The 21,567-nt window shown below is 65.9% G+C and carries 17 protein-coding genes; 11 read left to right on the top strand and 6 right to left on the bottom strand.

What is annotated here, in order from left to right:
- Positions 1-138 precede the first annotated feature (138 nt).
- From BS38_RS27425 to BS38_RS0116900, 3 genes are all read right to left on the bottom strand, one after another.
- Positions 139-1,740, bottom strand: a complete 1,602-nt coding sequence (locus BS38_RS27425) for an ABC transporter substrate-binding protein (protein WP_028271872.1) — start codon at positions 1,738-1,740, stop codon at positions 139-141.
- Positions 1,741-1,907: 167 nt separating this feature from the next.
- The gene (gene murJ / locus BS38_RS0116905) at positions 1,908-3,902 is read right to left on the bottom strand and encodes a murein biosynthesis integral membrane protein MurJ (protein ID WP_442853351.1); all 1,995 of its coding nucleotides are present in this window, start codon (positions 3,900-3,902) and stop codon (positions 1,908-1,910) included.
- Positions 3,903-3,959: 57 nt separating this feature from the next.
- On the bottom strand, positions 3,960-4,460 hold the full coding sequence (locus BS38_RS0116900; RefSeq protein ID WP_028271870.1) for an NUDIX hydrolase: 501 nt from the start codon (positions 4,458-4,460) through the stop codon (positions 3,960-3,962).
- A gap of 208 nt (positions 4,461-4,668) precedes the next feature.
- Between BS38_RS0116900 and BS38_RS0116895 the strand changes: the two genes are divergently transcribed.
- The 5 genes from BS38_RS0116895 (at position 4,669) to BS38_RS0116875 (ending at position 10,635) form a co-directional block, all read left to right on the top strand.
- On the top strand, positions 4,669-6,159 hold the full coding sequence (locus tag BS38_RS0116895) for a CCA tRNA nucleotidyltransferase (RefSeq protein ID WP_028271869.1): 1,491 nt from the start codon (positions 4,669-4,671) through the stop codon (positions 6,157-6,159).
- Positions 6,160-6,744: a histidine phosphatase family protein gene (locus tag BS38_RS0116890; protein ID WP_442853350.1), complete on the top strand. Its 585-nt coding sequence runs from the start codon at positions 6,160-6,162 to the stop codon at positions 6,742-6,744. It begins immediately after the preceding gene.
- 583 nt (positions 6,745-7,327) lie between these two features.
- On the top strand, positions 7,328-7,549 hold the full coding sequence (locus BS38_RS27165; protein WP_156037162.1) for a hypothetical protein: 222 nt from the start codon (positions 7,328-7,330) through the stop codon (positions 7,547-7,549).
- Between the two features lie 184 nt (positions 7,550-7,733).
- On the top strand, positions 7,734-9,203 hold the full coding sequence (locus BS38_RS0116880; RefSeq protein WP_028271867.1) for a glycosyltransferase family 87 protein: 1,470 nt from the start codon (positions 7,734-7,736) through the stop codon (positions 9,201-9,203).
- The gene (locus BS38_RS0116875; protein WP_028271866.1) at positions 9,196-10,635 is read left to right on the top strand and encodes a phytoene desaturase family protein; all 1,440 of its coding nucleotides are present in this window, start codon (positions 9,196-9,198) and stop codon (positions 10,633-10,635) included. Before BS38_RS0116880 ends, BS38_RS0116875 begins: the two co-directional genes overlap by 8 nt.
- Before the next feature lie 67 nt (positions 10,636-10,702).
- Here BS38_RS0116875 and BS38_RS0116870 read toward each other — a convergent pair whose 3' ends face one another.
- Positions 10,703-11,350, bottom strand: a complete 648-nt coding sequence (locus BS38_RS0116870) for an NAD(P)-dependent oxidoreductase (RefSeq protein ID WP_028271865.1) — start codon at positions 11,348-11,350, stop codon at positions 10,703-10,705.
- Between the two features lie 122 nt (positions 11,351-11,472).
- Here BS38_RS0116870 and BS38_RS0116865 point away from each other — a divergent pair, with 122 nt between their 5' ends.
- Positions 11,473-11,832 (top strand): winged helix-turn-helix transcriptional regulator, encoded by a 360-nt coding sequence (locus tag BS38_RS0116865; protein WP_156037161.1) that lies wholly within the window; start codon positions 11,473-11,475, stop codon positions 11,830-11,832.
- On the opposite strand, the gene BS38_RS25505 is transcribed toward BS38_RS0116865, so the two are convergent.
- Positions 11,796-12,506, bottom strand: a complete 711-nt coding sequence (locus BS38_RS25505; RefSeq protein WP_043439041.1) for an ABC transporter ATP-binding protein — start codon at positions 12,504-12,506, stop codon at positions 11,796-11,798. The two genes, BS38_RS0116865 and BS38_RS25505, sit on opposite strands and share 37 nt — an antisense overlap.
- A gap of 51 nt (positions 12,507-12,557) precedes the next feature.
- On the bottom strand, positions 12,558-13,667 hold the full coding sequence (locus BS38_RS0116855; RefSeq protein WP_028271863.1) for an ABC transporter permease: 1,110 nt from the start codon (positions 13,665-13,667) through the stop codon (positions 12,558-12,560).
- A gap of 200 nt (positions 13,668-13,867) precedes the next feature.
- Here BS38_RS0116855 and BS38_RS0116850 point away from each other — a divergent pair, with 200 nt between their 5' ends.
- The 5 genes from BS38_RS0116850 to BS38_RS0116830 all read left to right on the top strand — a co-directional run bounded on the left by BS38_RS0116850 (position 13,868) and on the right by BS38_RS0116830 (position 21,563).
- A complete protein-coding gene (locus BS38_RS0116850) occupies positions 13,868-15,193 on the top strand; it encodes a sensor histidine kinase (RefSeq protein ID WP_028271862.1) in 1,326 nt (441 codons plus the stop codon).
- On the top strand, positions 15,190-15,843 hold the full coding sequence (locus tag BS38_RS0116845) for a response regulator (RefSeq protein WP_028271861.1): 654 nt from the start codon (positions 15,190-15,192) through the stop codon (positions 15,841-15,843). The genes BS38_RS0116850 and BS38_RS0116845 overlap by 4 nt, the downstream gene beginning before the upstream one ends.
- Before the next feature lie 58 nt (positions 15,844-15,901).
- Complete coding sequence (locus tag BS38_RS0116840; protein WP_028271860.1) at positions 15,902-17,893, top strand: penicillin-binding transpeptidase domain-containing protein; 1,992 nt, start codon at positions 15,902-15,904, stop codon at positions 17,891-17,893.
- Between the two features lie 151 nt (positions 17,894-18,044).
- Complete coding sequence (locus tag BS38_RS0116835) at positions 18,045-19,850, top strand: S-layer homology domain-containing protein (RefSeq protein WP_028271859.1); 1,806 nt, start codon at positions 18,045-18,047, stop codon at positions 19,848-19,850.
- A gap of 30 nt (positions 19,851-19,880) precedes the next feature.
- The gene (locus BS38_RS0116830) at positions 19,881-21,563 is read left to right on the top strand and encodes an ABC-F family ATP-binding cassette domain-containing protein (RefSeq protein WP_028271858.1); all 1,683 of its coding nucleotides are present in this window, start codon (positions 19,881-19,883) and stop codon (positions 21,561-21,563) included.
- The last annotated feature ends 4 nt before the right edge of the window (positions 21,564-21,567 follow it).

Below are 21,567 nucleotides of genomic sequence, written 5' to 3'. Positions count from 1 at the left end.
AATATTCCGGGCATGGAGGTAGGCCAACAAGGCGCCACCACTCAGGGTACCGCCTAGTCGTTCCGGAAGAAGCCGTGTTACCGGGCCCGGAAGGTGTTGCTGCCCGTGGCTGTCCCGTGCCGGCCGGGTGTCGGGCCGCTACTGAACCTTGATCTCGCCGAGGCGGAGACCGTAGCCGAAGCGGGTTTTCGGTGCAGCCAGCTTGGGCAGGTTCTTGATGGACACGATCACGTACTGCGCTGTGACCGGTTCCGGGAGCGGCATGGTCAGATCCGGAGAGGTAAAGCTGTTGGTCCCGACCTGCTTGGCACCTTCTAGGGACGGACGGTCATTTGTCAGCACGCTGATATTGCCGCCGGAACCGCCAAGCTGGCTGAGGGTGATGGACGAAACCTTGGAGGGGCTCTTCAGTTTCACCACCAGGGAAACATCGGGAGCAAGTCCGCCCCAGTTGTCCGTGGCAAACTCCATGTCCGACCAGTAGCTTGCCGCATTGCCGTCGAACGTCTTCGAAAGGTCGCCATCGTAGGTGGCGGCAAAGTCGAAGTCGCCAAGGCGGGAGACGCCCTCGACGGCGGGCGGACCTGCCGCCGGCGCGGTGGACTGGCTTGCTGTCGGCTCGGCGCTGGACTGTGGCTGGGACGCGCTGCTTGTCGTTCCGGGGGCGGGGTTGCTCTGCGGTTCGGTCTTGAACAGACTCCCCAGGTTGGAGACGGCAAAGATGAGGCCTACCACCAGCACGGCAGCGAGCAGCCCTCCCACGAGCCACCGCATTGACCTCGGCTCGCGCTCCGGGGGCTCGTCGTCGTCGTAATAATCGTCTGTTTCGTCGCCACGGCCGCCGCCGGCGAATGCGGGGAAGGTGGCTGCCATCCGTTCACGGGCAGTCCTGGCCGGCCCGGTGGAGGGTGCCTCTTCTTCCGGGTAGTCATAGTCGTTGTTCGCCCACAGGGAGACTTTGGGTGATTCGGCTGCAGGTGCCGGGGCATTGAGCGATTCCGTGTTCCGTGCGGCAGGTACGGCCTGCTGCGGAGTGGTCGCCTGAGGTGCAGTGGTGGGTTCCCAGGACGCTTTGCTTGCGGCTGCGCCACCGGCGGCCAGCCCCGCAGCGCCAGCAGCGGCGCCGGCGGCTGCTGCTGCGCCGGCTCCCTGACCGCGTGCCTGGCCCGAGTCGGATCCGGCGGAACCGACGGAGGGAGCCGACGCCGGGCGAACGGGCGCGGTGCGGGGCGGCACCACGGGAGGGACCACCGGCGGGGACGAAGGTTTGCGGTCCTGGCCGGCCGGCTGGTTGTTGCCGTAGTTGATGTAGCCTGCGTCGACTTCTTCCTCGTCGTACAGGCCGTCATAGGTTTCCGGCTCGTGGGACCGGGCGGTACCGAAGATTTCGCTGCCCAGCGTGTCCGTGAAGAAGGGCTCCACGTACGGCGGGTTGGAGGCAACCACGAGGTCCAGGAGATCGGCGGCTGAGGTGTGGTTGGTGATCAGGTAGGTAGTGGACTCGCTGACGCCAAGGTCGAGGATCTGCACGTTTCCGGGCCGTTCACCGGTGGCCACCTCGCGGGCGCTCTGGGCCACCTGCTCCGCGTTGTCCGGACCCGCAACCAGGATGCTCACCGGCCGGTTGAGGACCTGGTCAACACCATCCAGCACCAGATCATGGTCGTGTGAGGTCAATACGGTGGCGGTGACCTTGTAGCGGCCGCCGAGCACTGATCCAACATCGATCGGGTGGGACACGGGTTCCTCCTAGACTGCCCGGGGAATCCCCGCCTTAATCATGCGAAAGCGGATACGCCGGTTAGCCGGTTAATTTCTGGTCTGTTACTACTACCCTAGTTAGCTTCTGATCCTAGCCGATGGTGCGTTACGGCCGTGTGAGACAGGCACGGTGAAACCGCGCCAGTTCACCTCTTTTTCTTCCGCCGGCCTTCCGACCGTGCGCTGAAGTGCGGGTTGCGCCCGGCCGGTCCCTGGAAGGTGCGGCGTCCGGGCAGCGGTATTTCCTCGCGCATGAAGCCCCCCCGCGCGGTGGTGGGTACATCCTCGGACGGGAGGTACTCGCCTGCGGAAGCGGTTTGGTGCTCGTCATGGTGCGGTGCCGGTTCCTCAACCTGCGGTCCCGCACGGAACGATGCCGCATCGAACTCTCCGGAAATGCGGGGGATCAGGCCGGTGTCAACCGAAACGGTGGCGCGCTCCGGCGTCGTGCGTTCCCGGAGTCCTGCGGTGTCCCGCGACGTATCCGCCGCAGCGCCCGTCGGTGCGGATGGCGCGGATCCCCGCCCCAGCCTGCCCAGAAGCGGCTGCAGCAGGTCGCGAAGCTCGGTGACATGGAAAAGTTTCAGCAGGAACAGGTACGCCACCAGCATCACGGGCCCGACGACGACGATGGTCACCAAGGCCTGGATCCGGCCGCTCCAGGCAAAACCGTCGGCACTGTAGCTGCCCATCAGCCACAGCGCACCGGCGCCGGCCACGGCGGACCCCAAAGCCGCGTAGCCCATCCGGATGTACGAATTGGCGATGCGGGGGCCGTCAAGGTGCCCCAGCAGGCGGCGGAGGAAGTGCGCACTCACAATCACGGACAGGATATTCCCGCCCGTGTACAGGATGGCGATGGCAAAAATGATCTGGTCGTACGGCAGGAACTGGATGGCGAAGGCCGCCACCACGTTGACGATCGCCAGGACCAGCTGGATGTAGAAGGGAGTGCGGGCGTCCTCGTTGGCGTAGAAGACCCTGGACATCATGAAGTTGGCGCTCATGAACGGCGTGCTGAGGGCCAGGATGGTCAGGGTCTGCGCGAGCATCACGCCGTCCTGCACCTTGCCGCCGGAGAAGAACATGCCTAGCGGGCCGGCCAGCGCGAAGAGAGCCAGCGCACCGAAAACCGTGGCCACCGCCATGGTCCGCAAGCCGTGGGACAGGGCGTCCCGCAGGGCCCCCCTGTCGCCGTCCTGGGAGGCCCGCGTCATCCTGTTGAACAGAACGGTGGCCAGTGAGAGGGCGATGATCGAGTGCGGCAGCAGGTACAGCTGGCTGGCAACTTCCAGCACGGCGTTTCCCGGCAGGAAACCGGCCGCCGGATCCCCGGCACGCTCGAGGCGCAGGCGTTCGGTACCCGGAATGGTGGCAATGCGCATCACGTACAGGAAGGCGAGCTGGCCGACGGCGGCAGTAAGGAGCGTCCAGACGCTTAGCTTTGCGGCCTGCCCCAGGCCCACGCCGCGCCAGCCAAACTTTGGGCGGAGTCCCAGCCGGAGGCGGAATACAGGAATCAGCAGGATGGCGGTCTGGGCCACCACGCCGATGGTGGAGAACCCGGCCACCAGGAACGTCTGGGTGGGTCCCCAGTTGTCCAGGGTGTGCGGATTGGTGACGTTGGCCCCGAGGATCCAGATGAACATGCCCAGGCCGGCGATGGCCACGATGTTGTTCAGGATGGGCGCCCACATGGCCGGTCCGAACGCCCCGTTGGCGTTCAGCACCTGCGTGAGCAGGGCATAGAGGCCGTAAAAGAAGATCTGCGGCAGGCACCAGAACGCGAAGGACACCGCGAGTGATTTCTGTTCGGCCGAATACCCCTGCGTGGTCAGCTCAATGACCCATGGAGCCAGGAGGGTCACCAGCAGCGTCAGGCTGAGAAGCACCAGGACAGCCAGGGTGAGCAGGCGGCTGATGTAGTCCGCTCCCCTGTCCGGGGCCTTGCTGGCCTTGATGATCTGGGGAACCAGGACGGCGTTGAACACACCACCGGCCACGAGGAGGAAGATCAGGTTGGGCAGGTTGTTGGCATTGATGAAGGTGTCATTGACCGTGGAGCCGAGGCCAAGGGCTGCACCCAGCATCCAGGTCTTGCCGAAGCCCAGGAACCGGGAGACGAGGGTTCCGGCCGCCATGACGGCACTGGAGCGGGCTTCGCTTGGCTGGACAGTCTTGGAATCAGTCACAGAACCTCAGAGGTGTTCCGGCAGGACTTCCCTGGCGAGGTCCGCGATGCGGCGCTCATTCGGAAAAGACAGCTTGCGGGCGAGCTCCTGGATGGGCACCCAGGCGACATCCACGGCTTCCTGGTCGGGATCGTTTTCGATAGTCAGCTCGCCGCCCGTGGCCCGGAGCAGGTAGTGGTGGACGGTCTTGTGGACGCGGTGCCCGCTGACGGTAAACCAGTAGTCGATACTGCCCAGCGGGGCCAGGATGTTTCCGCTGATGCCGGTTTCCTCGGCGATCTCGCGGACGGCCGCTTCCTCGTTCTTTTCCTTGCCCTCCGGATGGCCCTTCGGCAGGCACCACTCGAGGCGACCCCCGCGGTTAAGGCGGGCGATGATCGCAACCCTCAGTTCGCCGTCGGACGTATCAACAACAACGCCGCCGGCGGAGATTTCCTCAACGGTGGGCAGCGAGGCCGGTCCCGGGTGCTGGGCGGGCGCGACATGGGCACCGATTGCCGACGGCAACGGTGGGTTTGTCCTCCTGCCAGGAGCACTCGGTACGGGATGGGCCATGAAGTCCACTCTAACGACTCTTGCCCGTTCCTGATGACCGGAACATGACAAGAAAGTGGACTGCGTGTGACGTAGATTCCCGAAGCAACGGTGTAACGGCGCGGTTAGGCGGCCCCGATTGGTGCTTGTTGGCGTGGTTTTCTGACAAGCTTAAGTAACTATGGCGCACGCACATCAAAAGTCCGACCCGCACACCGTCGATTTCCAGGTGGACCCGGTGGTCCTGGAGCTCGGGCAGCGCTTCGTCGACGCCGGCCACGAATTGTCGCTGGTGGGCGGTCCCGTTCGTGACCTCTTCCTGGGCAGGCTCTCCCCTGACCTGGACTTCACCACGGACGCCACGCCGGACCAGACCCTGGCGCTGATCAAGAAATGGGCGGACAACTTCTGGGAGATCGGACGGGCATTCGGCACCATCGGAATGCGGAAGTCCGGCTTCCAGATCGAAATCACCACCTACCGTGCCGAGGCCTACGACCCGGAGTCGCGCAAGCCGGTCGTCGCGTTCGGTTCATCCCTCACGGATGACCTCCTGCGCCGGGACTTCACCATTAACGCGATGGCGCTGCGGCTGCCCTCGATGGAGCTGGTTGATCCGTTCGGCGGCGTCCGCGACCTCCATGCCTCCTTGCTGGCCACGCCAAGTTCGCCGGAGTCGTCCTTTTCCGATGACCCGCTGCGCATGATGCGGGCGGCCCGCTTCGCCTCGCAGCTAGGTGTGGCCGTCCGTGCAGACGTGAAGGAGGCCATGACCCGGATGGCGGAACGGATCACCATCATTTCCGCGGAGCGTATCCGCGAGGAACTGGTGAAGCTCATCTGCGGATCCCACCCCCGCGTGGGCATCGACCTCCTGGTGGACACCGGACTGGCCGAATTCGTCCTGCCGGAAGTTTCCGCGCTGCGGCTCGAAGCCGACGAACACCACCGCCACAAGGACGTTTACCAGCATTCCCTGCAGGTGCTGGAGCAGGCCGCATCCCTGGAAACGGATTCCGACGGCGCCGTGCCCGGCCCCGATTTTGTGTTGCGGTTTGCTGCCCTCATGCACGACGTCGGCAAGCCGGCGACGCGCCGTTTCGAACCGGGCGGTGCCGTGAGCTTCCGCCACCACGACATGGTGGGTTCCAAACTGACCAAGAAGCGGATGAAGGCCCTCCGCTTCGACAACGACACCATCAAGGCCGTGGCGCGGCTGGTCGAGCTGCACATGCGCTTCTACGGCTACGGCGAGGCCGGGTGGAGCGACTCCGCGGTCCGCCGCTACGTGACGGACGCCGGACCCCTCCTGGAGCGCCTGCACCGGCTGACGCGGTCTGATGTGACCACACGCAACCAGCGCAAGGCCGACAGGCTTTCCTTCGCCTATGACGACCTCGAGGCGCGCATTGCGGCGCTGCGCGAGCAGGAATCGCTGGAAGCTGTGCGGCCTGACCTTGACGGCGGCCAGATCATGGCCCTGCTCGGGCTGAAGCCCGGGCCGGTGGTGGGCAAGGCCTACAAATTCCTGCTTGACGAGCGCATGGAGCACGGCCCGCTCGATCCCGCAGTGGCAGAGGCCAGGCTGCGGGAGTGGTGGGCAGGCCAGCCCGAGGCCGCAGAACAGCAGCCGGCCGCCGGCGTCGAACTTTCCACTACTGAGGAGTCATAAGTGATTTCAGCTAACAGCACCGCACGCCCCCAGCTTTGGATCCTGCGCCACGGTGAGACTGAATGGTCCAAGAGCGGCCAGTACACCGGACTCACCGATCTGCCCTTGACGGTGGAGGGCGAGCAGCAGTCCGTGGAGGCGCGGAAGATTCTCGACGGCGTTGACTTCGACCTGGTGCTGACCTCCCCCCTGCGGCGGGCACGCCGGACGGCGGAACTTGCGGGATTCCCCGACGCTGAACAGGAACCCCTTGCAGTGGAATGGAATTACGGCGACTACGAAGGCATCAGTTCCGACCTGATCCGCAAGGACAACCCGGAATACCTGATCTGGACCCACGGCGTGCCCAACGGCGAGGCCCTTGAGGAAGTGGCTGCCCGGGCGGACAAGATCGTGGCCCGCGTGCTCGAATCCGGACTGGACAACGTACTGATTGTGGCCCACGGACACTTCTCCAGGATCCTGACCGCACGCTGGTTGGGACTGGACCCGCACGAGGGCCGGCATTTCATCCTGGGGACGGCGAAAGTCTGCACGCTGGGATGGGACAAGAGGACCCCGGCCGTGGTCCGCTGGGGACTATAAAGACGATTTATCAAATATTTCCGGGAATTGCTTAAATTCACTAGTCAAATGCTCCATTGCTGGTGTAATTTTATTCCTGACTCCAGTGCGTTTTGCCAGGGTCGTCGGCGCGTGCTGTCCGGTTAGTCAACCGAACAGCGGCAGAACAGAAAAGGAGGTTGGGAAAAATGATTACTTTGACTAGCGGATGGAAGATGACCATCACCGCCACCCCGGCCTCAGTTGCTGCCACGCGCCCTTTTCACGGAGTGACCGCCTCCTAACCTAGCGATTCCGGCCTCCCGGCCGAATCCTGGTAACGGCTTCCCGATTCAGGAAGCTCCCGGCAGTCATCCGTAGGCGGGCCCCATGCGGTTACGCAACACCCCATAGTTCAGAACCCCGCTTCTTGTTGGGGTCTGCGGCGTAGCTGCCTCTGGGGCCACTCTTCGCGTAGCGAAATCCATCATCTGCTTTGGTCTTTATGCCGGAGCTAATTCACCGGGCATTTCCATGCCTAATTTAGTGCCATTAATTCCGTTAATTAATTGGCTTTATTTGTCATGCCCAATTCCGGGCACAACCACACATCAAAGGACCACACGTGAGCAGCACCGCCAGCACCATGCAACAAGTCGACCGCGGCCGACGACGCCTGACAACACCCCGGAAGGAGGTACCCACGATGAAATGGCTCCGGCGCGTTCTGCGCTTTGGCTGGCAGCCGGCGTTGAAGGAGAAGACGCTGTTCAACGGCCAGCTCCTCGACCAGAACCGTGAAGACGTGTATGTCGTCCTGCACCAGATGGGCGGCGTCCTTCGCTGAGCAAACGATCGTCGTTCCCTTCAGTACCGAGCTGCAGCCGGTAACGGAAAAATCCAGGAGAACCAATGGCGGCGAGCAAGATTCATGCACAAAAAGCCCACGCGGCGACGCGTGGGCTTTTTGTTGGCCGGTACACCGCCAAGCCGGGACGGCTGGTGCGCAACTGCGACGGTAAGCTCGAGGAATGCAGGAGACAATGCCGCCGGCGCACCGGAAACGGTCCCGCCTGGTTATCCCGAGCCGAAGTGACCTCCTGCTCAGGAACTTCACCGAGCTGATCGGCGGGCCCATGGGGCGCCGGGCTGAACCCGGAGTCGTCTCGCCGGGTATATTCACCGTTGAACGCGTCCTGATCATCCTTACGGTTCTGGCCGCCCTGGCAAGCATCATGGTCAAGAACTACTGCCGCGCGAACGGCTGGGAGTCGCCAGGCCAGTTCTACTCCACCTGTTATTCGGATTTCCCGGAACTCTTCCGCAACCGCGGACTGGGCGACGGCACTTTTCCCTTCTTCAGTGAAGGCAGCTTCTTCGAATATCCCGTCCTGATGGGAATCATTGCCGGCCTGACTGCCATGCTGGTCCCGGGGCAGGGCGCCACCGATGCGCGCATTCTCGGCTACTTCGACGTCAATGCCACTCTCATCGCCGCCGTCTGGATCGTCACGGTCCTGGCAACCGCGCGCATGAGCCGGCGCCGGCCGTGGGACGCCGCCATGGTGGCAGTGGCCCCCGGCATCATCCTTGCCGGGGTGATCAACTGGGACATGTGGGCCGTGTGCCTGCTGGCCGTCGGGATGTACTTCTTCGCCCGTGACCGGCTGGTGCTGGCCGGCGTGCTGATCGGCCTGGGCACGGCCACCAAGCTGTATCCGGTCCTGGTCTTCGGAGCGATCCTGCTGCTGGCGCTGCGGACCGGAAAGATCCGGCCCCTGCTGGTCACCGCCGCCGCGGCCGCCGCCGCGTGGCTAGCCATCAACCTTCCCATCGCTGCAATGAACCCCTCCGGCTGGAAGTACTTCTACCAGTTCACCGAGGACCGCCCGGCCGGCTACAGCTCCCCCTGGTTCGCCTACAACCTGGTGGCCGGGCGGCTGCAATGGACGCCCCTCGGGCCCGAGGCGATCAACACCCTCGCCCTCAACCTGTTCCTCATCAGCTGCGTGCTCATTGCCTTGCTGGCGCTGACCTCACCGCGACGCCCCAGGCTCGCCCAGCTGGCTTTTCTGATCGTTGCGGCGTTCATCCTGACCAACAAGGTGTACTCACCCCAGTTCGTCATCTGGCTGGTCCCCCTCCTGGCCCTGGCCCGCCCGCGCTGGCGCGATTTCCTGATCTGGCAGGGCATCGAAGGCCTGCACTGGGCGGCGGTCTGGATGTACCTGGGGCAGGTGACAAGCGGCGGCCCGACGCAGCACAACATCGACATGCCCTACTACGTGCTGGCGGTGGGCCTGCACATGATTGCCACCGCGTACCTGATGGTCCGGGTCGCCTGGGATATCTGGGACCCCGGCTACGACATCATCCGGCGCCACTCATTGGACGATCCCCAAGGAGGGCCGTTCGACGGCGCACCCGACTGGTTGCGATTGGATCCGGCGAATCCGGCCGCATCGGTGCTCCCCTGGCGGCGGGCGGCCAGCGATGCCTGACGTCGCCGTCGTCGGCTCCGGTCCCAACGGCCTGGCGGCAGCGGTGACCATGGCCCGCGCCGGCCTCAAGGTGCAGGTGTTTGAGGAGGCTGCCACTCCAGGCGGCGGCCTTCGGACCTCCGAATTGATGCAGCCCGGCCACCTGCACGACATCTGCTCGGCAGTCCAGCCCATGGCGCTTGCCTCCCCGTTCTTTCAAGACTTCGAGCTGGCGCGGCGCATCGACCTCATCACGCCGGAGCTTTCCTTCGCGTCGCCCCTGGACGGGGGCAGGGCCGCGTTGGCGTACCGCTCCCTGGACCGCACTGCTGCGGGGCTAGGACGGGACGGCCCCGCGTACCGCCGCCTGATGGCACCCCTCGTCGCCCGGGCCGCCGGCGTTGCCGACTTCACCCTGAACCAGCTCCTGCGGATTCCGCACGACCCCGTTGCCGCCGTTTTGTTCGGGCTGCGGACCCTTGAGCAGGGCTCAGCGGCGTGGAACGCCAGATTCAGGGACGATCTGGCACCGGCCCTCCTGACGGGTGTTGCCGCGCACTCCGTGGGCGCCCTGCCGTCGCTGGCGCCCGCCGGTGCGGGGCTCATGCTGGGGACGCTGGCGCATGCGCAAGGCTGGCCCATTCCGGTGGGCGGGTCCGCTTCCATCGCCAGTGCCATGGTCCGGGACATTGAAGCGCATGGCGGGACGGTGGAAACCGGCCGGCGGATCGATTCCCTGGCGGAACTGCCGGCCGTCAGGGCGACACTCCTGGATATCGCTCCCCCGGCACTGCTCAGGCTGGCCGGGGACAGCCTGCCCGCCGGGTACCGCCGCTCCCTGGCCTCCTATCGGTTCGGCAACGCCGCCTGCAAGGTCGATTTCATCCTCGCCGGACCGGTTCCGTGGCAGGCGGCAGAATTGGCCGATGCCGGCACGGTCCATGTGGGCGGCACGCGCGCAGAGATGGCCGAAGCCGAAAACCAAGTGGCCGCCGGAAAGCACCCGGATCGTCCCTACGTCCTGGTCTCCCAGCCTTCGCGGTTTGACGATTCCCGCGCCCCGCAAGGACGGCACATCCTGTGGACGTACTGCCATGTCCCCGCCGGGTCAACCGTGGATATGGCTGAGGCGGTGACGGCGCAGCTGGAACGTTTTGCCCCTGGTTTCCGGGACCTTGTGGTGCAGGTGCAGGTGACGACGGCGGCCGGACTGGCGGAATACAACCAGAACTACGTGGGCGGCGACTTCGCGGCGGGGCTGATGGATCTCCGCGGACTGGTACAGCGGCCCGTGGTCAGTCCCGTCCCGTGGCGAACTCCCCTGCCGGGCGTGTACTTGTGTTCCTCCTCCACCCCGCCTGGCCCCGGCGTTACCGGCATGCCGGGCTTCCACGCCGCTAAATATGCCCTCAAAGACATATTCGGTTTGCCGCTTCCCCGGCTCGGTCTTTAGCCCCAGGGCTCCAGGCGCCCAGGGCCCTAGGCGGTGGCGCGTGGCCGAGTGCCGGGGCACCTCCGGATCAGGAAACGGGGTACCCCGGCTCGCCAACAGCATTGGCATCCGTGTTCGCTACCGTGAAGCGTGCCCGATGGTGGGACGGATTTTCCAGCTCGTCCAGCATTGCCACGGCAAAGTCCTGGGTGGTGATGGACCGGCCGGCGGGTGAGTCGTCCGCCGTCACATACTTGCCGCTGCGGATGCCCGGCTGCATGACGGGAGCGGGCGCAAGCATGGTCCAGTCAAGGGACTCCGGAGCAGATCGAATTTCATCGTAGGCGGCGGCCATGGTGCGGGCTTCGGGGCGGTAGGGCTCAGGGAACTCGGGGGAATCACACAGGCGCACACCGTTAATCTGCAGAGCGCCCGCGCCCCCTACCACCAGCAGGCGCGTCGCACCGGCACTGCCGAAGGCTGCCTTCATGGCAGCCAGCCATTCGCCATGATCACCGCCCGTGCGGCTGGGCACCGTGGCCAGCACCACGGCGTCGTGATCGCTGGCAATGCTGGCGAACATACGTGTGTCCGCCAGTTCTGCGCTGCAGGCCGTGGCGCCGGGGAGTGCGGCGCCGGTCCGCGAAATAGCGGTGACTTCGTGGCCCCGCCGCAGCGATTCCTTGACGATTTGACCGCCCACCATACCGGTGGCGCCGTACACCGCGATTTTCATGCCGCTCCTCGCACTGGGTATCGTAGAAATTCACAGTATCTCTAGGATACCTAGGGGCGCGAAAGAAACGAGGATGCCTCATCGATACGAACCAGCTTGACGCCTGGCCGGGCGGAGACATCATGGATCCGAAGTGCCCCTCACGGGTTGTCTTTCAGCGGGTCGGTGACAAGTGGGCCTCCCTGGTGGTGCAGGTCCTGGCCAACGGACCGGTCCGTTTCTCCGAATTGCGCAAGCACGTCCACGTCATCACCCCCAAGGTCCTCACCCAGACGCTCAGGACGCTGGAACGGGACGGCCTGATCACCAGAACGGTGTTCGCCCAGGTCCCGCCCCGCGTCGATTACCAGTTGACGGACCTGGGGGTGTCCCTCCTGGGCCCGCTCACCGTGCTCAGGGAATGGGCCGAGTCAAATGTCCCCAGCATTCTGGACGCCAGGGAAGCCTACGATGACGCCCGTGAAGGGGCCTTGGCAGGCTGAAGGGCAGAAATCCGCCCATCCCGCATGCTCGCAACCAGGTCCGTCATCGGCACAAATTCGGTGTCGTGGGTGACCATCACGGTGGCCACGTTGAATTCGTCCGTGACCTCGCGCAGGAGCCGGACAATCGCTCCGCTCCGCTCGTGGTCCAGGGCCGCGGTGGGTTCGTCCACCAGGAGGACCTTGGGGCGGCCCATCAGGGCGCGGGCTATGTTGACGCGTTGACGCTGTCCGCCGGAAAGCTGATGCGGGCGCTTGTCCCGCACGGCACCGAGTCCGACGACGTCCAGAAGTTCCGCGGCCCGCGTGCGGGCCGCAGCCAGGGGTTTCCCGCGCAGATGATCGGCCAGGAGGAGCTGTTCGGCCGCGGTCAGGGACGGTAGAAGGTTCGGCTGTTGGAAGATGATGCCGATCCGCTCCCTGCGCAGTGCTGTCAGCTCAGCGTCCCGCAGGCCGGTGGCCTCCTGCCCGTCGATGGTCACCACGCCCGACGTGGGACGGATGAGCGCCGCCGAGACTGCAAGCATGGAGGACTTGCCGGATCCGGACGGTCCTACGAGGGCGAGAAACTCCCCTGCGCCGAGTGCGAGGTTCACGGAGTCCAGCGCCTTCAGGGTGGTGTCTCCGTCCGGGTACTCGAGCGTTACGTTGACCAGGTTGAGCGGGGTATCCAATGGAGTATGCCTTTCAAGGAATATACGTGTGGAGGGGACCACGGGGGAGAGTCAGTTGCCGCCGAGGGCAAGGAGGGGGTCAACCCTCGTGACGCCGCGGACGGCCACTGCGGCGCCGCACAGGCCCAGGAGCAGGATGCCGGCGACGGGCGCCAGCGTGGTGGCCGGGGTGAGCAGGAACGGCGCCGCCTGCGCCGCCACGAAGCCGCCGAGCAGGCCCGTTCCGCCGCCGGCAATTGTCCCTGCGGCCAGCACCATCACGGCCTGTCCCATGGCATCCCGGAGTACGTAGCCGGGCGAGCCGCCCATGGCCTTGACCACGGCGATGTCCCGGGTCCGTTGAACGGTCCACACCGTCAGGAACGCCACGATCACGAGGGCGGAGATGCCGTACAGGAACGCCTGCATCATCATCAGCGAGCCGTTCTCGCTCTTGAAGGATCCGAGGGCCTGGAACGAACCGTCACGGGTGGCACTGACCGTCCCGGCCGCAGCATTGGCGGCGTCCACATCAACCTGGGCGCCGGCGTCGAACGTCACCGCCAGTACGGTGCCCACCGATCCGCTGCCAATGCGGGCCAGTTGGCGCCAGTCATTCAAGGACGTCCAGACCACGCCGGTGTGTGAATACCACTGGTCCGGGACGATGCCCGCAACGGCAAGTTCAAGGCCGCCCACTGCCAGAAGGCTGCCAGGGCTGAGGTGCAGGTCCGCTGCGAGGGTTTCGCCCACCACAACCGTTCCGTCACCCGCGGGATCTGGCAGGAGACGGCCCGGGCCCGCGGACAAACCGTTGCTTCCGCCGAAAACGGCCACGTTTGCGGTGCCGCCCGGCGCACCGGCTGAGCCAACGGCCTGCGCCCGGACCTGGCTGATGCCCAGCGCCTCCACCCCGGCAACGCCGTCCCGCGCGGACCAGGCAGCCAGCTGCTCCCGGGTCACTTCCGACTCGGTGAACGACGCCTTGGCCGGAGTGCCGGCCGGGGCGCCGAAGACGATCTGGTCGGTCCGCAGCCCGGCGATCGCCGACGTTGACTGGTTGCCCAGGCCGGCGGTCAGTCCCGAGAGCATCACAAGCAGCAAGGTGATCAGGGCGATGACCGCTGCCATCAGGGCGAAGCGTCCTTTGGCAAAGCGGAGATCGCGAATGGCTAGAAACACGTGGTTCCTTTCGTGGTGGTGTGGTGTTGCTTTCCACTCTTCCGCCACGGGAGGCAGCGCACATCGGCCTCCCGATTGGCCATCAGGAGGCAGCGGGTGGAGCAGCGGCTCAACCAAATGGTTGATCTCCGGGAGCCGGGCCCGATTTCACCGTGAAACGGGAGTCGCGGAGGATACGCTGGATTGATGCGAGGCACGTGGTGATCCAGGGCGAACCCAGCGGTTCCGCGATAATCCTGCGGCTCCTGAGAATCAGCCTCCACGTGGGCTTCGCCGTCCTGCTTCTGGTGGCCATGGCGCGCGTGCTGATGTCCGGTCCGGAGCTGTCCGGCTGGTTTACCCTGGTCCTTGCCGTGGTGCTCGCCGCCGTCTACCTCGTCGGCACGGTCCTGGAGAAACGCCACTCCACGGATGCGAACCGCTTTGATCCGCGGCGGTATGCACCGTGGTGGCTCGGGGCAGTCTCCGCCCTGTGGCTGGTGCTCATCTGGTCCAGCGCGGATTTCGTCTGGCTGGCCTTTCCACTCTTCTTCCTGCAGCTCCACGTACTGCGGCGGCGCGTGGCCCTCCCGGTCATTGCGGTGTCCACGGTGCTGGTGGTGGTGGCGCTCTGGTTCCACAACAGGGGCGCAGCCGGGCCTGCCCTGGAGCTGCCGATGGTGCTGGGGCCCGTGTTCGGTGCCGCATTCGCCGTGATCACCGGCCTCGCGTACCGGGCGCTGTACCTTGAAGCGGAGAACCAGCGACTCGCGGCCGAGGAGTTGCGACGGACGCGTGGCGAACTGGCCCGCAGCCAGCACGACGCCGGTACCCTCACCGAGCGCGCACGGCTGGCCCGCGAAATACACGACACCCTGGCCCAGGGCTTCTCGAGCATTGTGCTGATGGGCCGATCGGCTGAAAAGGCGCTCGACGACGGCGACACCGCCACAGCCCGCGAACGGCTCCGCACGGTGCAGGAGACAGCGTCCGCCAACCTCGCCGAGGCGCGCAACTTTGTCCGCGGCCTGCAGTCACCGGCGCTTGAGCAGATGTCCCTGGCGGGGAGCCTGCGCCGGCTCTGCGAAAAGACCGAGGCCGAGGCGGCGGCACGCGGGGCGGGCCTTAGGTGCCGCTTCGACCTCGAAGGCACGCCCGTGGAGCTGCCCAACCCGTACTCCACCACCCTCCTCCGTGCGGCGCAGGCGAGCCTTGCGAACGTGTGGGTCCACGCAAAGGCAAGCACCGCCGTCGTGACCCTGTCCTTTCTGGGTGCCGAAGTGGCCATGGACATTTACGACGACGGCGTCGGGTTCCGCCCGGAAGCGGCTGGATCCGGGGTCGGGCCGGACAAACCACAGCCGCAGGACGGTTCCGGATACGGCCTGCGGTCGCTCCGGGAGAGGGTGGCGGCGCTGGCCGGCACCCTCGACATCGAGTCCGCCCCGGGCGAGGGAACAGTGGTGGCCATCCGGCTCCCGCTCGTGGACACATCGGCAACGGCGGAACCGGCACACGGGAAACCAGCCGGCGGGGATCGGCCATGAGCGGCATCCGGATCCTGCTGGTGGACGACCATCCGGTGGTGCGCGCCGGGCTCCGAGCCATGCTGAGCGACTTCGAAGGCATCACAGTGGCCGCCGAAGCAGGCGACGGTGCTGCCGCCCTCGCCCAGCTGGCCAGGCTCCGCGCCCTGGGCGAGCCAGTGGACGTTGTCCTGATGGACCTGCAAATGGGCGCGGGCATGGACGGTGTCACGGCCACGCAAAAGATCAAGGCCGGCGAGGCCGGCACGCCTGCACCGCCGGTGCTGATCCTCACCACCTATGATTCCGACGCCGATATCCTGGCCGCCGTCGAAGCCGGCGCCAGCGGTTACATGCTGAAGGATGCCCCGCCCGAGCACATCCGCCAGGCCGTCCTCTCCGCAGCGGCCGGCGGGACGGCGCTGGCTCCCGAGGTGGCCGCCCGGCTGATGGGCAGGATCCGGAACCCTGAACCCGCACTGTCCGCCAGGGAAATCCAACTGCTGCAGCTGCTCGCCACCGGACTGCCGAACCGTGCCATCGCCCGGCAGCTTTTCATCTCCGAGGCCACCGTCAAGACCCACCTGGTGCACATTTACGGAAAACTCGGCGTGGACAACCGCACCGCGGCGATTTCCGTGGCCACGCAGCGCCGGATCATCCGCCCCTGACTGCGGGCCGGCGCCATGTGACAAGAACATTGTCCGGGCTTGCGGGCATAATGGCGCGATGGGGAACTTTCAGAAACTTTCGCTTGCCCTTGTGGGACTCATAGTTGGCGGATCGCTGGTGGCTTGCGACGACGGCCGTGCCGGTGCGCAGGACGCAGCGAAAAAGCTCGCTTCTGCCATGGCTGCGCTGGACGTAGGCTCCGTCGCCTTTGAGGGCAAGGAGTCCGCAGCCGCCAACGAACAGCTGAAAGAAGTCTTCCAGGCTCTGGATCCCGCCAAACCGGCCGTGGAATCCGGAGAGCTGACGTTGGAGAAGGACACCGCGACGGTCCCGCTGAATTACACCTGGAAGATCGGCTCCGGAGAGTGGAAGTACACCGCGACAGCCGAACTGAAGAAGTCCGGCGACAAATGGCTGACAGTGTGGAAGCCTGCCCTGCTGGTGCCCGAACTGGCAGAAGGCGAAGTCATTGGCGCGGGCGCCCAGGCGCCCCAGCGTGCGGATATCCTGGGCGCCGGCGACGCCAAGCTTGTCACTTACCGGCCGGTGGTGAACGTTGGCATCGACAAGCCCAAGCTGGGTTCAGCCGACCCCGCCGCATCCGCCGCCAAACTCGCCCAGCTGGTGGGCGTGGACCCGGCCGCGTACACGCAGCAGGTACAGGCAGCCGGTCCCGAGGCATTCGTCACCGCCATCACCCTGCGCCAGGACGGCCGGACCATTACCGACGAACAAATTGGCCAGATCCCCGGCGCCCGGTCCATCGCCGGCCTCCTGCCCCTGGCGCCGACCCGCACCTTCGCCCGCGCCCTCCTGGGGACGGCCGCCGAGGCGAATGCCGAACAGATCGAAAAATCCGGCGGGACGCTCAAGGCCGGGGACACCACCGGAACGGGTGGGCTTCAGCAGCAATATGATGCACAGCTCCGCGGCACTGACGGAATCCAGGTCTATGCCGAAAAGGCAGGGCTCTCGGCCGAGGAGAAACAAGCGCTGCCCAACAATGGCCGCAGGACCCTGTTCCAGGTTGACATGAAACAGGGAACGCCGGTGAAAACCACCTTGGACCCGCGCCTGCAGCAGCTCGCCGAGGACGTCCTGGCCGAGGTCGGGCCGGCGTCCGCCATCGTGGCCCTGCGCCCCTCCAGCGGCGCTGTCCTGGCAGCAGCTTCGGGACCCGGCAGCAACGGCTACAACACCGCCCTGCTCGGCCAGTACGCCCCCGGCTCAACGTTCAAGATGGTTGATTCCCTGGCAATGATCCGCAACGGCCTGACCCCGGACTCCAAAGTTGAATGCACGCCGACGCTCACGGTGGACGGCCGGACGTTCAAGAACGCGGAGGGCTATCCGGAAAGCTCCCTGGGATCCGTCACCCTGCGGGACGCGTTCGCGCACTCCTGCAACACGGCCTTCATTGCGGCCCGCGACTCCGTCAGCCAGGCGCAGCTTGAATCCGCGGCCACCTCGCTTGGTGTTGCCGTTGAGGCGCCCGGGCTGGGGGCAGCCGCCTTCCTCGGCTCGGTCCCCGGCGAGGCGGAGGGCACCGAGCATGCCGCTTCCATGATCGGCCAGGGCAAGGTGCTGCTTTCGCCGCTGGCTGCTGCCGTCATGGCCGGCTCTGTGGCCAAGGGCTCCCCCGTGTCACCCGTCCTCGTCCTGAACGCGGAAGCCGGCTCCGGCACAGCAGCCCCCGAAGGGTCCGGAACGCCGACGGCGGACGGGACATCGTCGTCGTCCTCCACGGCTCCTGCTCCGGCCAAGGCCGCCGAGAAGCCGGTCACGGCGGCGGAAGCGGCCGCGCTGGCCGACATGATGCGCGCCGTGGTCACCTCGGGCCACGCCGGATTCCTGGCCTCCGTGCCGGGGGAACCCGTGGGAGCCAAAACGGGCACGGCGGAATTCGGAAATGAGAACCCGCCCAAGACGCACGCCTGGATCGTGGCGGTGCACGGCGATCTGGCCGTGGCGGTCTTCGTCGAAGAAGGCGGCCTGGGAGCGACGACATCCGGTCCTTTGCTCAAGGACTTCCTCGTCGCCGCCGGTTAACCCGGCGTTAGCGCAGGTTCGGCGCAGGATTCCGTCAGTTTTTGGCGAGTGCACCGGGAAAGTACGCAAGCGAACCATATTCTGGGAGGGCTCGCCCCGTGGCGGCTTACTGCACCTGATTTCTGAACACTGAAAGAAGCACTGACGCCCGATGCAGCTCATTCACCGGACGGCCGCCGTCCTATCGGCCCTGCTTCTTTCGATGGCCTCGATCAACGTCCTTGCCGTTCCGGCGCAGGCGGCCCCGTCCGACCCGGCAGTGCCTCCCGTCTCCTCGACTGCGGAGGGGACACCGCACTCGGACCACACCTTCGAGCCCGAAGCCCTCAGGGCCATCCGGGAGGCGGAGACCCCGCAGGGGGCCGCCAGCAGCCTGACCCGGGCCGGAGACATCCAGGTGACCCTGGTGACCGTAAAGCTTGCTGACAAATCGGCGGAGCAGACGGCGGCCATTGACTTGAATGCCGCAAAAGCCGGAATCAGTGCATCCAGTGCTTTCTGGAAGACCATGTCCAACAACCGGCTCTCGATGTCCGTGGCGACCACCCGGACCGGTGTTCCATCGGCGGCAAAGTCCACCCAGACCTATTACGAGATCATGGACACCGTGACGCGCGAGCTGGGCTGGGTCAATGCGCCCTACAAAGCGCTCGTAGTGTTCGTGCCCATGACGGAACTGTCGTGGGGGGCACTGGGAGCGGGATGGAGCGCCGGAAACCAGGGCGGGCGCATACTGATGCCCCTGCCGAGCAACTTCACCAACAACGTGGTGGCCCACGAGTTCGGACACGTCCTGGGCCTGATGCACGCTGACAGCCTGCAGTGCCTGAGCGGCAAGGCGGACGTCGGATCCGATATCAACGGAAACTACATGGACAGCTCCTGCTCCGTGCGGGAGTACGGCGACACCATGGACCTCATGGGCGCCTCGCGCTGGTTCGAGCTGCCTACCATCAGCTCCAGCCACTGGGAGGCCGGAGGGTTCGGCCGCGGTGACGAAATACGCAACACGGGGATTGCCGCCGGAAGCAAGAGCTACACCCTCAAGGCCTGGGCAGGAACCGAAGCCAATCGCGCGTTGAAATTCACGGACCCCAAAAGCGGGGAGGTCTATTTCATGGAGCTCCGGCTGCCCGTGGGCTATGACGCCCGGCTCGCCGTGAACGGCAACAAGGGCGTCAAGATCGTCCAGCGCGGCGGCGCCACAGCAGTCTCCTCATTGCTGCTCATGCCGTCCACCATTCCCTTCGACGGCTACTACGCGACGAACCACGCCTGGCAGGCCGGAAGCACATTCGTGACCCACGCCGGCACCAGGGTCAGGATCGATTACGTGTCCGGGGACGCGGCAGGTGTCACCATCACGGCCCCCGAGCCCTTCACCGACATCAGCGGATCCGGCTTCCGTTCGGACATCATCTGGATGTACGACACCGGATTGAGCACCGGCTGGGGCGACGGAACCTACCGGCCGTACCAGGCAATCAGCCGCGAGGCCATGGCTGCCTTCATGTACCGGCTCGCGGGGAGCCCCGCCTACACTCCGCCGGCTAAGTCACCGTTCGTTGACGTCCCCACCGGAAGCCTGTTCTACAAGCAGATCGCATGGCTCGAGGCGGAAGGGCTGGCCAACGGCTGGGAGGACGGCACTTTCCGGCCGGGAGCATCGATGAGCCGTGAGGCCATGGCCGCCTTCATCTACAGGTACAGCGGCGAATACTGCCGGCTGCCTGCCACCCTGGGCTATTCGGAGCCGCCGGTCGCGCCGTTCAAGGACGTTCCTGTTCCGGCGCCTTTCTACGGCGAGATCGCCTGGACCAACTATTCGGGAGTCTCCAAGGGCTGGGGTGACGGAACGTACCGGCCCCTGGACGCCATCACGCGTGAGGCCATGGCCGCCTTTATCCACCGGCTGGACACCTACCAGGATGCCAACGGAGGCTGCCGCCCCGCCTAGCCCCCACGCAGGCATGGGAAGATTGAACGCGTGGCTCATATTGACGTTTCCGGCATCGACTACTTCCTCTCCGACGGCACGCAGCTGCTCAACGGGGTGACCTTCAAGGTCCCGGACGGCACCAAGACGGCGCTGATCGGACCCAACGGAACGGGAAAGACGACGCTCTTCCGCATCATCTCCGGCGACCTGGTCCCGGATGAAGGCGTGATCGGCCGGTCCGGCAACATGGGCATCATGCGCCAGTTCGTGGGTCAGGTCCGGGACGAATCCACGGTCCGCGACCTGCTGGTCTCCGCTGCGCCGCCCGCCCTGGCCGCCGCCGCCCGAGCCGTCGACGAAGCCGAGCTGGCCATGATGGAGCACGACGACGAGCCCACCCAGATGCAGTACGCCCAGGCCATCGTGGACTGGGGAGACGCCGGCGGGTACGACGTCGAAACCGTCTGGGACGAGGTCTGCATGGCCGCGCTGGGGCTCCCGTTCGACCGCGCGCAGCACCGCCCGGCGTCGAGCCTGTCCGGCGGCGAGCAGAAGCGGCTGGTGCTGGAGGCACTCTTTGCCGGCCCGGACGAACTGCTGCTCCTCGACGAACCGGACAACTACCTTGACGTCCCGGGCAAGCGCTGGCTCGAGGCCAAGCTCAACGAGTCGAAGAAGACTGTGTTCTTCATCAGCCACGACCGCGAACTCCTCAACAACGCCGCGAGCCGTATCGTGACGCTTGAACCCGGCATCAACGGGGCAGGGGCCTGGGTCCACGGCGGCGGCTTCGGCTCCTACGTCGAGGCCCGCGCTGACCGCAACGCCCGCTTCGAGGAGCTGCGCAAACGCTGGGACGAGGAGCACGTGAAGCTCAAGGAACTCGTCAACATGTACAAGAACAAGGCCGCGTTCCGCTCCGACATGGCCAACCGGTACCACGCCGCCCAGACCAGGCTGGCGAAGTTCCTCGAAGCAGGCCCGCCCGAGGCCCTGCCGATCGAGCAGAACGTGCAGATGCGGCTCAAGGGCGGCCGCACCGCCAAGCGTGCGATTGTGGCCGAAAGGCTGGAACTGACCGGGCTGATGAAGCCGTTTTCCACCGAGGTGTGGTTCGGCGACCGCGTGGGCGTACTGGGTTCCAACGGCTCCGGCAAGAGCCACTTCCTGCGCCTGCTCGCCACCGGCGGAACAGATCCCGAGCGGGAACACCTGCCGGTGTCCGACGTCGACATCGCCGAAGTGCCGCACGAAGGCACCGTGAAACTTGGCGCCCGCATCCGTCCCGGCTTCTTCGCGCAGACGCACGTCCGGCCCGACCTTCTGGGCAAGACGCTGCTCGAGATCCTGCACCGCGGCGACGAACACCGCTCGGGGCTGGGCCGCGAGGCTGCAGCCGGTGCCCTGGACGGATACGGCCTGGCGTCACAGTCGGAGCAGAAGTACGAATCCCTGTCCGGCGGCCAGCAGGCGCGGTTCCAGATCCTGCTGCTGCAGCTTTCCGGGGCAACCCTCCTGCTCCTCGACGAGCCCACGGACAACCTGGACCTGCACTCGGCCGAGGCCCTGGAACGGGCGATCGACCACTTCGAAGGAACGGTCCTGGCCGTGACGCACGACCGCTGGTTCGCCCGGACGTTCGACCGCTTCCTGGTGTTCGGCTCCGACGGCAAGGTGTACGAATCCGCCGAGCCGGTCTGGGACGAGAAGCGCGTGGAACGCGTCCGGTAGCCGC

It is taken from the genome of Arthrobacter sp. UNC362MFTsu5.1 (assembly GCF_000685965.1).
In the GTDB taxonomy this organism is placed as follows: Bacteria; Actinomycetota; Actinomycetes; order Actinomycetales; family Micrococcaceae; genus Arthrobacter.
The sequence above is the reverse complement of the archived record's forward strand: the minus strand, read 5'-3'. Positions and strand labels throughout refer to the sequence as shown.